Genomic DNA, 12,813 nt, shown 5'->3' with positions numbered 1-12,813 from the left:
CACCTCAATAGTTACAAATAAACAGGAGCAACTAAAAACAGCGGCTATTTATAGCTCGCCGCTCACCCCGCATCTTTTGAGAATGGAGGAGTATGTGTCGTGCTCGATGGCAAAATCGGTATGGAAGCCAGGGACCAATGCGTAATGGCCCAGTCTAACATACTCTCAAGGGTCAAATCCCGCCACCCTTGCGCTAGCGGTTGATTTAAAAAAACTAACGCCTCGGCAAGCGCCGGGCGGGGATCGCCCCATGGCAACTCCGGCGCATGGTTCTGCTTGGATAATTTGGTGCCCGCCGGGGTTAACGCCAGCGGTAAATGCATATATCCCGGTTCTTTATAACCCAATTGCCGGTAGAGTGCCAACTGGCGAACGGTCGGCTCGATTAAATCCGCGCCGCGCACCACTTCCGTCACGCCGAGCGCCGCGTCGTCCACCACGACCGCCAGGTTATAGGCGAACAGCCCGTCGCGGCGGCGGATAGTAAAATCTTCCCGCGCCAGCGCCGGGTCGGCATGAATGTCGCCGCGCAGGCGATCGTGAAAATGCAGTACCGGCCGGGTCTGGCGCAGGCGCAGGGCGGCGCCCTGCGCCTGCAGTCCGCGCTGGCGGCAATGGCCGTCGTAGCGGCCGCCGATTTCCTGTATCCGGCTGCGGGTGCAGTCGCAATAATAACTGAGCCCGCGGCGGGCCAGATCCGCCAGGACATCCTGGTAGGCCTGGTGGCGCCGGGACTGGTAGATTACCGGACCATCCCAGTGCAGACCGTAATGGGTTAATTGATGCAGTATAACATCGGCGGCGCCGGGCACTTCGCGCGGGGGATCGAGATCTTCAATGCGCACGTGCCAGTACCCGCGCGATGCGCGGGCCTGGAGATAGCTTCCCAGCGCGGCGACCAGGGAGCCAAAATGTAGGGCGCCCGAAGGCGAGGGGGCGAAACGCCCCATATAAGCGCTGTGTGCAGGCATAAATCAGGAAAGGCGAATCCGTACGGATACCGCGATGCCAACGCTCTGTTCCATGAGCGGCATCGCGGCGATCCGGATTGATTTTTACCCGGCCATCTGCTTTTCGCGGATTTCAGCCAGGGTCTTGCAATCAATGCATAAATCGGCGGTCGGCCGCGCTTCCAGGCGGCGAATACCGATCTCTACGCCGCATGAGTCGCAGTAGCCAAAATCTTTGTCTTCCACTTTCTTCAGCGTTTTTTCGATCTTCTTGATTAATTTTCGTTCCCGGTCGCGGTTACGCAGTTCGAGGCTGAATTCCTCTTCCTGCGCGGCGCGGTCCACCGGGTCAGGGAAGTTGGCCGCTTCGTCCTGCATATGAGAAACGGTACGACCCACTTCGTCCCTGAGCTGATTGCGCCATGCATCCAGGATGCGGCGGAAATGCAGCAACTGGGCTGCGTTCATATACTCTTCGCCCGGCTTCTGCTGGTACGGTTCCACCCCGGCGATGGCGAGAATGCTCAAGGAGGATGTCTTACGGTCTTGCCCTTCTTGCATGTTGCTTCTCCTTCATAACACGCACTATCGATCCCCAACGTGGGGAAAAAACAGGCCGCTATAAATAACAGATGGCGTTACGCTTGGCAATTATTCCTGACGCCCACTTGACAAGAGTGTGAAGAAAGGCGTATTCAGCGAGCGGTTAAACCGAGGAAAAACGGGCTATTTTACCCATTATCCAAAAAAACCGCCTACGAAATTAATAACGGCAAAGAACTCTGTAGCCTAATACCGCCAGGTGATAATTGCGCGCCATAACAAAGTATTTCCACGCCACTGCGCTGCGCCTGCAATACCAAATCAGCATAATGGGGATCAATGTGCCGGGCGGGTGCCACCCGGGTGATGCCGGAATGCAACACCGCAAAAAATAACACGGCACGCTGGCCCATTTCCGCCATTGCTTGTAATTCTCGTAAATGTTTTTGTCCGCGTAACGTTACCGCATCAGGAAAATAACCTGATTCCTGTTGCAGCAATGTGACGGATTTCACCTCAATATAGCAGTTGGCACGATTTTCCGCTGCTAATAACCAATCTATACGACTATTTTCTGCGCCATAGCGCACTTCCGCCTTCAGAGTCTCATAACCGGCCAGTTCGGGAATGGCGCCAGCCAGCAGCGCCTCGCCTACCAAGCCATTGGCGCGCAGCGTATTTACGCCTATCCATTGACCATGGGCGGTCTCGGTTAGTTCCCAACTATGGGGATAACGGCGCTTGCGGTTATCCGACGTCGAGTACCATACCGTATCGCCCGGCACGGCGCAGCCGGTCATGGCGCCGGTATTGGCGCAATGGATGGTCAATTCCTCGCCCCCCGGCGTAATCACATCCGCCAGAAACCGCTTATAGCGCTGGATCAGGCGGGCGGATTTTAATGCAGGGCTGAATTCCATAATTATCCCGGTCAAAGCCCTTCAGGGCGTGCGGCCAGCGGCCAACTGTCCAGTAGCATATAACGCGTACGGCCATTGTCAAACCGCGAGGCATACAGGCCGAAACGATCGACCGCCATATCCCACCCGGGCGTGCCCGGCGGCAGCGCGACCGCTTTATACGCCTGGCGCAGCAGCGTGACATGCGGATGAAAGGGCAGCGGGCTTTGGTAGCAGCCGTTGCGGGCCGCCTGCGAGCGCAGCCACTGCGCTAGCTGCAACAGCCCGCGCGGCGCGCGGCGCATGCCGAGCCATACCACCCCCGCACCCGGCCACTGTCCGCAATCGTCGAAGGTGAGGGTAAAGGCCTTTTGTTGCAATCGGGTGGCAGCGCTGCGAAAAGCCTGCTCTTTATTGGCGCTGACGTCGCCCAGGAACGCCAGGGTCAGATGCAAATTGTCCGCCGCCACCGGCCGGCCGGCTTCCACGGGAAACTGCCCGGCGCGCCAGTCCACCACCCGCCGGCGGAGGGCCTCGGGTAACGTTACGGCGAAAAACAGACGGCGGGTAACGGTCATGGGGCGTCCTAACTGAGTATTATATTGGCCAAAAATCGCGGCCGGCATTAACCGATGCTACAATGCCCGCCCCAGAATGTTAACCTTTTACGGAGATGTCGTGGCGTCATTACCGGTCAGTGCCGTAGTCGATGAGTTGCTTACCGCGTTGCAAAGCGCTCCGCAGATACTGCTGCACGCGCCCACCGGCGCCGGCAAATCCACCTGGCTGCCGCTGGAGATCCTGCGGCGCGGCGGCCTGCCGGGGCGGGTGCTGATGCTCGAACCGCGCCGCCTGGCCACCAAAAACGTCGCGCTGCGCCTGGCCCAGCAACTGGGAGAGGCGCCTGGCCAGACCGTGGGTTACCGTATGCGCGCCGAAAGTTGCTGCGGCCCCGGTACGCGGCTGGAGGTGGTGACCGAGGGCATACTGACGCGCATGTTGCAGCAGGACCCGGAACTGTCCGGCGTCTCGTTGGTGATCCTTGACGAGTTCCACGAACGCAGCCTGCAGGCGGACCTGGCGCTGGCGCTGCTGCTGGATGTCCAGCAGGGGCTGCGCGAGGATTTACGGGTGCTGATCATGTCGGCGACCCTCGACGATCGCCGCCTGATGACGCTGCTGCCCCATGCCCCCGTAATCCACTCGGTCGGCCGCAGTTTCCCGGTGGAGCGCGCCTATCATCCGCTGCCTGCCCAGGGCCGCATTGAGCCGGCCATCGCCGCCGCGGTCTCCCGGATGTTGTCGTCCCATCCCGGTTCATTGCTGCTGTTTTTACCCGGCGTCGGCGAAATCCGCCGGGTATTGGCCTTGCTCGGCGCCCGGGTGGGGGACGATGTGGATCTGTGCCCGCTGTATGGCGCCTTGTCCCTGGACGAGCAGCAGCGGGCCATCAGGCCTGCGGCGGACGGCCGGCGTAAAGTGGTGCTGGCCACCAATATCGCCGAAACCAGCCTGACCATCGAAGGCATCCGGCTGGTGGTGGACAGCGGGCTGGAGCGGGTAAGCGAATTTGACGCCCGCAGCGGCCTGAGCCGGCTGAAAACCCAGCGCATCAGCCAGGCGTCCATGGTGCAGCGCGCCGGCCGCGCGGGGCGGCTGACCCCGGGCGTCTGCTGGCATTTATTTAGCCAGGCCCAGGCCGAGCGCGCGCCGGAACACGGCCAGCCGGAAATCATGCAAAGCGATCTAAGCGGTTTATGTCTCGAATTGTTGCTGTGGGGTTGTAACGATGCGCAGCAGCTTTGCTGGCTCGACCCGCCGTCCGGGCCACTGCTGGCCGCCGCCCGCGGGACCTTGCTCCAGCTGGACGCCATTGATAAGTCGGGCCGCTTGACGTCCGCCGGACGCGCCATGGGCCGCCTGGGCTGCGATCCGCGTCTGGCGGCCATGCTGTGCCATGCGCGGGATAACGATCGCGGCTTGGCCACCGCGGCGTTGTTGGCGGCCATCCTGGAAGAGCCGCCGCGCACGGGTTCGCCCGACTTGCGCGATCACCTGGCGCACCCGTTGCCCCACTGGCTGCGCCGCGCCAGGCAGTTGGCTAAACGGCTCTCTCCCCGCTGGGACGCGCCCGACGGCGCCCTGGCGCCCGCGCTGCTGGCCTGGGGATTCCGGGATCGCATCGCCCGCCGGCGCGACGCCGCCGGCCGCTACCAATTGGCCAATGGCCTGGGCGCCGCGCTGCCCCCCGAGGAGGCGTTATCCGCCGCCGAATGGCTGATCGCGCCGGGCCTGATGCAGTTGGCCAACAGCCCGGACGCCAGCATTCGCCTGGCGCTGCCGCTGGATATCGCGGCGCTGGCCGCCGACTATCCCCATTGGCTGACCGTCACCACCGCCATGCGCTGGGATGAGGGCAAGGGCGCCCTGCGGGTACTTAAACGTGAACAACTGGGACAGTTGGTGCTGCGCGAGCAACCGCAGGCCAAACCGTCGGCCGAACTGATGCAGCAGGCGCTGATAGGTTGGATCGGCGAGCAGGGCCTGACGGTGCTGAACTGGGATGCCGCGTCTCAGCAACTGCGTCAACGGCTGCTATGCGCCCGCGACTGGCTGCCGGAAGTCGATTGGCCGGCGGTGGACGACGCCGCGCTGCTGGCGACGTTGCCGCTGTGGCTACAGCCTTCTCTGCAAGGGGTGCATGATGTGCGCGCCCTGCGCCAGGTCAATCTGGAAGACGCCCTGCTGCGGCTGTTGGACTGGTCGCTGCGCCAACGACTGGATAGTGCGCTGCCCAGCCACTACACTGTGCCCACCGGCAGCCGCCTGCCGGTGCGTTATCAGCACGGCGAACCGCCGGTGCTGGCGGTCAGGATGCAGGAAATGTTCGGCGAGCAGCGTAGCCCCATGCTGGCGGAAGGCCGCGTCGCCCTGGTGCTGGAGCTGTTGTCGCCCGCCCGGCATCCGTTGCAGATTACCCGCGATCTGGCGGCATTTTGGCAGGGCGCCTACCGCGAGGTGCAAAAAGAGATGAAAGGGCGTTACCCCAAGCACGTTTGGCCGGATAATCCGGCCCAGGCGGTACCGACCCGGCGTACCAAGAAGTATCAGCAGCAATGATTTCAGAGGTTTCCTCTTCCGCATAGTTTGGCTGAGGGACAAAGTGGGCGGGGAATCCGTCGGTAGTATGGAGAATGACAACGATGTCTGGGGATGATCGCGAACCTATTGGACGTCATGGAAGACCGTCTGGCCGTAAAGTGACCAATAAACCGCCGGTACGACGTCACCGGAATGACGACTACGATGAATATGACGATCGGGATGATGCCGAAGACCAAGAGGAAACGCCAATGCCGCCGCGTAAAGGAAAATCACGCCCGCCCAAGAAAAAGCGGCGCCTGCTGGGATTATTGATCAAAATTTTCATCGTCTTGGTGATTTTGCTGGTGATCTACGGCGTTTATCTCGACGCGCAGGTACGTAGCCGCATCGACGGCAAAGTATGGCAATTGCCGGCGGCGGTCTATGGCCGCATGGTCAACCTTGAGCCGGGGATGCCCTATAACAAAAGCGAAATGGTCAATTTGCTCGAAGGCATGCAATATCGCCAGGTGACCAAGATCACCCGGCCGGGCGAATTTACCGTGCGGGCCAATAGCATCGATATGCTGCGCCGGCCGTTTGATTTCCCCGACGGCAAAGAAGGGCAGATCCACGCCGTGCTGACGTTCGATCGCGATAAGCTGGTGCAGATTGAAAACCAGGAGACCCAGCGCAATTTCGGCTTTTTCCGCCTCGATCCCCGGCTAATCACCATGCTGCAATCCCCTAACGGCGAGCAGCGGCTGTTTGTGCCGCGCGCCGGGTTCCCCGATTTATTGGTGGACACCCTGATCGCCACCGAGGATCGCCATTTTTATCAGCATGACGGCATCAGCATCAGCTCCATCGGCCGCGCATTCCTGGCCAATATCACCGCCGGACGCGCGGTGCAGGGAGGCAGCACCCTGACCCAGCAGTTGGTGAAAAACCTGTTTTTGACCAACGAACGCTCTTTGTGGCGCAAGATCAATGAAGCCTATATGGCCCTGATCCTCGATTACCGCTACAGCAAGGATCGCATCCTTGAGCTCTATTTGAACGAGGTCTACCTCGGGCAGAGCGGCAGCGAGCAAATCCGCGGTTTCCCCTTGGCCAGCCTCTACTATTTCGGCCGGCCGGTGGATGAGCTGAGCCTGGATCAGCAGGCCATGCTGGTGGGCATGGTGAAGGGAGCATCGCTGTATAACCCGTGGCGCAACCCGCAACTGGCGCTGGAACGCCGCAACCTGGTGCTGAAACTCCTGCAGAACCAGCAGGTTATAGACGCCGATCTTTATAATATGCTAAGCGCCCGGCCGCTGGGCGTACAGCCTCGCGGCGGGGTGATTACCCCCCAACCGGCCTTTATGCAGATGGTGCGCCAGGAACTGCAGCAAAAACTGGGGGATAAAATTAACGATCTCTCAGGGGTGAAAATCTACACCACCCTCGATCCGATCTCGCAGGATGCGGCGGAAAAAGCGGTGGAGGACGGCGTTCCCGCCCTGCGCGCCGGACGCGGAGTCAGCGATCTGGAAGCCGCGATGGTGGTCGTGGACCGTTTCAGCGGCGAAATCCGCGCCATGGTCGGCGGCTCCCAGCCGCAATTCGCCGGCTTTAACCGGGCCATGCAGGCGCGCCGCCCGGTGGGTTCCCTGGCCAAACCCGCCACCTACCTGACCGCCCTGAGCCAGCCGGATAAATATCGCCTTAATACCTGGATTGCCGATGAGCCCATTTCGCTCAAACAGCCCAACGGCAGCCTCTGGGCGCCGAAAAACTATGACCGCCAGTTCCGCGGCAAAGTGATGCTGGTGGACGCGCTGGCCAACTCCCTCAACGTGCCCACCGTTAACCTGGGCCTGTCGGTGGGCCTGCCGGATATCAGCAACACGCTGCAAAAACTGGGCATTCCCAAAGAGGTGATTAACCCGGTGCCGGCCATGCTGCTCGGGGCCATCAGCCTCACGCCCATGGAAGTGGCGCAGGAGTACCAGTCCATCGCCGGCGGCGGCAACCGCGCCCCGCTTTCTTCGGTGCGCTCGGTAATGAGCGAAGACGGTAAAGTGCTTTACCAAAGCTTCCCGCAGGCGGAACGGGTCGTGCCGGCACAGGCGGCCTACCTCACGCTCTACGGCATGCAGCAAGTCGTGGCGCGCGGCACCTCCCGTTCCCTGGCGGTGAAATTCCCCAATTTCCACCTGGCGGGTAAAACCGGCACCACCAACGACCTGCGGGACAGCTGGTTTGCCGGCGTGGACGGCAAAGAAGTCACCATCAGCTGGGTAGGGCGCGATAACAACGGTCCGGCCAAACTGACCGGGGCCAACGGCGCGTTGACCCTCTATCGCCGCTACCTGGAAAACCAGCCGCCGCTAGCGCTCAACGTCATCCCGCCGGAAGGCATCAATCAGATGTCCATTGATTATGCCGGCAATTTCGTCTGCAACAGCGACAGCAACATGCGCGTCATACCGGTCTGGACCGACAGTCCCGAATCGTTATGCCAGGCCAGCCAGCCGATACAGCAACAGCCGGCGGATCAAGGCGCCGAACAGCAGCAGCCGGCCCAGCAGCCGCCGCAGGAAAGCAGCGACGGCGTCGCGGGGTGGATTAAAGACATGTTCGGCAAATAAAAACGTCGCGCGCTAACCCCGCCGACACCGGCCCGCAGCGAGCCTGTTAAAGGGAGACCGTGCCGGAGCGCCCCTTGGCGCGGTATGCTCGCCATCACCCGGTCTCACAGCGAGCCCTGTCAAAGGGGGAGCATGCCGATGGGGTCGAAGCGGGCATGGTTTTCCTGCCCGCCCGAGCGCCCCACGGCATGGTAGACCCGCCGACACCGAACCCGCAGCGGGCCCTGTTAAAGGGGGAGCATGCCGATGGGGCCGAAGCGGGCATGGTTTTCCTGCCCGCCCGAGCGCCCCACGGCATGGTAGACCCGCCGACACCGGCCCCGCAGCGGGCCCTGTCAAAGGGGGATCATGCCGATGGGGCCGAAGCGGGCATGGTTTTCCTGCCCGCCCGAGCGCCCCACGGCATGGTAGACCCGCCAACACCGGCCCCGCAGCGAACCTGTCAAAGGGGGAACATGCCGATGGGGTCGAAGCGGGCATGGTTTTCCTGGCCGCCGGAACGCCCCTTGGCGCGGTATGCTCGCCATCACCCGGTCTCACAGCGGGTCCTGTCAAAGGGGGAGCATGCCGATGGGGTCGAAGCGGGCATGGTTTTCCTGCCCGCCCGAGCGCCCCACGGCATGGTAGACCCGCCGACACCGGCCCCGCAGCAGGCCCTGTTAAAGGGGGAGCATGCCGATGGGGTCGAAGCGGGCATGGTTTTCCTGCCCGCCCGAGCGCCCCACGGCATGGTAGACCCGCCAACACCCGGACCCGCAGCGAACCAGTCAAAGGGGGAACATGCCGAGGGGGTTTTTATCGATCGCGGTCCTAACCACGAATTCCCCTTGCAGTGGCCGTTCCCTTCCGCCTATCATTGCTTCTTTGAATAATTATCATTTGCTTTCATTGGGCTTATGCAACAGACCGCGACACCTCCAGCCACAACTGCGGCGACCACCGCCGCCACAGCGCCCAACGCCACCTTCGCTTTGGAAGACGTGAGCTTTTCGGTCCCGGGACGGGTACTGCTCCAACCCCTCTCCTTTACCTTCCCCCAGGGCAAAGTCTGCGGCCTGATTGGCCATAATGGTTCGGGCAAATCCACCCTGCTGAAAATCCTGGGACGCCATCATGAGGCCAGCGGCGGCGTGGCGCGGCTTAACGGCAAACCGCTGGCGGACTGGGAAAGCAAAGCCTATGCCCGGCAAGTGGCCTACCTGCCGCAACAACTGCCGGCGGCGGAAGGCATGACGGTGCGCGAACTGGTCGCCCTGGGACGTTACCCCTGGCACGGCGCGCTGGGCCGTTTTGGCAGCGCCGATCGCCAGCATGTGGATGAAGCCATCGAACTGGTGGGACTGCAACCCTTTGCCCAGCGGCTGGTGGACAGCCTCTCCGGCGGCGAGCGCCAGCGCGCCTGGCTGGCCATGACCGTGGCGCAGGACAGCCGCTGCCTGCTGCTCGATGAACCCACCTCGGCCCTGGACATCGCCCATCAGGTTGAAGTGCTGGCGCTGATTAAACGCATGAGCCGCCAGCGCGGCCTGACGGTTATCGCCGTACTGCATGATATCAATATGGCGGCGCGCTATTGCGACTCCCTGGCCGCGCTGCGCAACGGCGCCATTATCGCCCAGGGATCGCCGCAGGAACTTATGCGCGGCGAAGTGCTGGAAAAAATCTACGGCATTCCCATGGGTATCCTGCCCCATCCGAGTGGCGGCGCACCGGTGAGCTTTGTGATTTGATGCGTCGTCTGAATTCAGGTACGGACCTGCAACGGCGACGCTTACTGGCGGCCCTGTTATTATCGCCGTTATTTTACGGCCACATGGCCCGTGCCGGGGCGCCGGGCGGTAGCCGACGCATCATCGCCCTGGAATGGCTGCCGGTGGAACTGCTCTACGCGCTGGGCGTCACGCCGCTGGGCGTCGCCGGTACCGTTGATTACCGTTTATGGGTGCAGGAACCGGTACTGCCGGCGCATATCATTGATGTGGGCCAGCGCACCGAACCCAACCTGGAGTTCATCACCGAGCTCAGGCCGGATCTCATTCTCTACTCCCAGGGCTACGGCCCGAGCCCGGGACAACTGAACGCCATCGCCCCCGCCATGGGCTTTAAATTTACCGATGACAGCCGCCAGCCTTTGACCGTGACCTGCGCCGGACTCACCGACCTGGCCGAGCGCCTGGGCATACCGGCTGCGGCCCAGGCTCATCTGGCGGCGTTCGATCGGGAACTGGCCGCCGCCAAAGAGGCGCTGGCCTCCTACCGGCGGCAACCGCTGCTGATATTTTCCCTGATGGATGAGAACCATGCCCTGATTATCGGTAAAAGCAGCATCTTCGGACAGGTGATGGACCGGTTGGATATCGCCAATGCCTGGGAGGGGGAAACCAATTTCTGGGGCACCGCGGTGGTGGGCATCGAACGCCTGGCGATGCTGCCCGCGGCGCGGGCGATTTGCCTTAATCACGGCGACGGCGCCACGATCGCGCGGGTATCCGCTACCCCGCTGTGGCAGGCTATCCCTTTCGTACGGGCGCACCGCTGGCAAACGGTGCCGGCCATCTGGATTTACGGCGCCACCCTGTCCGCCCTGCGTTTTTGCCGCATGCTGCGGCAGGTGGAACCCCAATGGTGACGGCCCGCCTCCTTACGTACCGGCAACTCCTCCTTTGCGCCCCAATGGCGTGCTACCGGCCGGATATCTGTTTATGAACCCGCGTAAAATCGTCTTGCCCGCCGTGCTGCTGGGCGCCCTGGCGCTGGCCGCTCTGGCGCTCAGTTTATATAACGTCCGCCAGGTACTGCCGGTGGATTTATGGTCCGGGGCGCTGCGCCGCCCGGACGCGCTGGATATCCGCCAAATCATTTTTTACTATGGCACCCTGCCGCGGCTGGCGATTTCGCTGCTGGTCGGCGCCGGCCTGGCCTTGGCCGGGGTGCTATTCCAACAAGTATTGCGTAATCCCCTGGCAGAACCCTCGACGCTCGGTGTATCCAGCGGCGCCCAATTGGGGGTGACTGCCGCCACCCTGTGGCTGCTGCCGGGCGGGGAAATAACCCAGCAGTTGGCGGCGATGGCCGGTGCGCTGGTCATCGGCGTGCTGGTGTTCGGGATAGCCTGGGGCAAACGCATGTCGCCGGTCACCCTGATCCTGGCGGGATTGGTGCTGAGCCTCTATTGCAGCGCGGTAAATAATCTGGTGGCGCTGTTTCATTATCAGCAATTGGAAAACCTGTTTTTATGGAGCAGCGGGGCGCTGAACCAGCATGATTGGCACGGCGTGCGCTTCCTGCTGCCGCGCCTGGGCGTCTCGCTGCTGCTGGCCCTGCTGTTGATCCGGCCCATGACCCTGCTGGGGGTGGACGACGGGGTGGCGCGTAATCTGGGGCTCGGGCTTTCCGCGGCGCGGCTGGCGGCGCTGGGTCTGGCGATTTTCCTGAGCGCCCAACTGGTCAGCGCGGTGGGCATCGTCGGATTTATCGGCCTGTTCGGGCCGTTGCTGGCAAAACTGCTCGGCGCTCGGCGATTGCTGCACCGCCTGTTGCTGGCTCCGGCGATCGGCGCTTTGCTGCTGTGGTTCACCGATCAGGTCATGGTCTGGCTGGCCCAGGTGTGGCGGGACGTCCCCACCGGCGCGGCGACCGCGCTGATTGGCGCCCCGGTCCTGCTTTGGCTGCTGCCGCGCCTGCGCCATACCGCGGCGCCGCTGGTGGATGACAATCAACGTCCGCCCCGCACGGCGAGCGCTTATCCGGCGCTTTGGCGCGGGGCGGGGCTGCTGATATTGCTGGCCGGCATGGTTATCAGCCTGATGCTGGGCCGTAATAGCCACGGCTGGTCCTGGGCCGGGGGCGACGACCTGCTGCGCCTGTTGCCCTGGCGCTGGCCGCGCATGCTGGCGGCATTAAGCGCCGGGATGATGCTGGCCGCCGCCGGCACCCTGATCCAAAAACTGACCGCCAACCCCATGGGCAGTCCCGAAGTGCTGGGGATCAGCGCCGGTGCCGCCTCCGCCGTGGTGCTGGCGATGTTTATGGTACCGGGCGACGCCGCTATCTGGCTGTTGCCGGCGGGCAGCCTGGGGGCCGCGCTGACGCTGGCGATCATTATGCTGGTGGCCGGCCGGCGGCATTTTTCCCCTCAGCGTATGCTGCTGGCGGGCATCGCCCTGGGCACCGCCTTTACCACTCTGATTACGTTGCTGCTGATTAGCGGCGACCCCCGCCTGGGCGGATTGCTGGCCTGGATATCCGGCTCCACCTACGGCGTGCGGGCATCCCAGGCCATCGCCAGCGCCGTTACCGCGCTGGTGATGCTGATGTTGATCCCGCTGTGCCGCCGCTGGCTGGCGGTATTGCCGCTGGGAGGCGTGACCGCCCGCGGACTGGGCCTGCCGCTGCTGCGGGCGCGCCTGGTTCTTTTGCTGCTGGCGGCGATACTCACCGCCGGGGCGACCCTGACCGTCGGCCCGCTGAGTTTCGTCGGACTGATGGCGCCGCATATGGCGCGGATGCTGGGACTGCGTAAAGCCATACCGCAAACCATCGCGGCCGCCCTGATCGGCGGCGCGTTAATGCTGTTTGCCGACTGGTGCGGCAGGATGGTGATGTTCCCCAACCAAATCCCCGCGGGGTTGCTGGCAACCTTTATCGGCGCACCGTATTTTATCTTTTTGCTGCGCCGGCAGGGACGCTGAGGCGCGGCCG

General features: G+C 62.8%; 10 protein-coding genes. 6 read left to right on the top strand and 4 right to left on the bottom strand.

The window, feature by feature from the left end:
* Positions 1-62: 62 nt before the first annotated feature.
* From gluQRS to thpR, 4 genes are all read right to left on the bottom strand, one after another.
* A complete protein-coding gene (gluQRS, locus tag ACL2XP_RS21390) occupies positions 63-971 on the bottom strand; it encodes a tRNA glutamyl-Q(34) synthetase GluQRS (protein WP_413735193.1) in 909 nt (302 codons plus the stop codon).
* A gap of 84 nt (positions 972-1,055) precedes the next feature.
* The gene (gene dksA, locus ACL2XP_RS21385) at positions 1,056-1,511 is read right to left on the bottom strand and encodes an RNA polymerase-binding protein DksA (protein WP_413735192.1); all 456 of its coding nucleotides are present in this window, start codon (positions 1,509-1,511) and stop codon (positions 1,056-1,058) included.
* A gap of 194 nt (positions 1,512-1,705) precedes the next feature.
* On the bottom strand, positions 1,706-2,413 hold the full coding sequence (sfsA, locus tag ACL2XP_RS21380; RefSeq protein ID WP_413735191.1) for a DNA/RNA nuclease SfsA: 708 nt from the start codon (positions 2,411-2,413) through the stop codon (positions 1,706-1,708).
* A gap of 11 nt (positions 2,414-2,424) precedes the next feature.
* Entirely contained in the window at positions 2,425-2,970 is a 546-nt protein-coding gene (thpR, locus tag ACL2XP_RS21375; RefSeq protein ID WP_413735189.1) for an RNA 2',3'-cyclic phosphodiesterase, read from the bottom strand.
* A gap of 100 nt (positions 2,971-3,070) precedes the next feature.
* On the opposite strand from thpR, the gene hrpB reads away from it, so the two are divergent.
* From hrpB to fhuB, 6 genes are all read left to right on the top strand, one after another.
* Positions 3,071-5,512, top strand: coding sequence for an ATP-dependent helicase HrpB (hrpB, locus tag ACL2XP_RS21370; protein ID WP_413735188.1), 2,442 nt, complete (start codon positions 3,071-3,073; stop codon positions 5,510-5,512).
* An 83-nt stretch (positions 5,513-5,595) separates the two neighbouring features.
* On the top strand, positions 5,596-8,112 hold the full coding sequence (gene mrcB, locus ACL2XP_RS21365) for a bifunctional glycosyl transferase/transpeptidase (RefSeq protein WP_413735187.1): 2,517 nt from the start codon (positions 5,596-5,598) through the stop codon (positions 8,110-8,112).
* A 74-nt stretch (positions 8,113-8,186) separates the two neighbouring features.
* Positions 8,187-8,984 (top strand): hypothetical protein, encoded by a 798-nt coding sequence (locus tag ACL2XP_RS21360; RefSeq protein ID WP_413735186.1) that lies wholly within the window; start codon positions 8,187-8,189, stop codon positions 8,982-8,984.
* 24 nt (positions 8,985-9,008) lie between these two features.
* The gene (fhuC, locus tag ACL2XP_RS21355) at positions 9,009-9,842 is read left to right on the top strand and encodes a Fe3+-hydroxamate ABC transporter ATP-binding protein FhuC (RefSeq protein WP_413735184.1); all 834 of its coding nucleotides are present in this window, start codon (positions 9,009-9,011) and stop codon (positions 9,840-9,842) included.
* Entirely contained in the window at positions 9,842-10,741 is a 900-nt protein-coding gene (gene fhuD / locus ACL2XP_RS21350) for a Fe(3+)-hydroxamate ABC transporter substrate-binding protein FhuD (RefSeq protein ID WP_413735183.1), read from the top strand. Before fhuC ends, fhuD begins: the two co-directional genes overlap by 1 nt.
* Positions 10,742-10,814: 73 nt before the next feature.
* On the top strand, positions 10,815-12,803 hold the full coding sequence (gene fhuB, locus ACL2XP_RS21345; protein ID WP_413735181.1) for a Fe(3+)-hydroxamate ABC transporter permease FhuB: 1,989 nt from the start codon (positions 10,815-10,817) through the stop codon (positions 12,801-12,803).
* Positions 12,804-12,813 lie beyond the last annotated feature (10 nt).

The sequence above is a fragment of the Sodalis sp. RH21 genome (assembly GCF_047324175.1).
Classification (GTDB): domain Bacteria; phylum Pseudomonadota; class Gammaproteobacteria; order Enterobacterales; family Enterobacteriaceae; genus Acerihabitans.
Note: the sequence above shows the minus strand (reverse complement) of the source record. Positions and strands in the feature narration are given on the sequence as shown.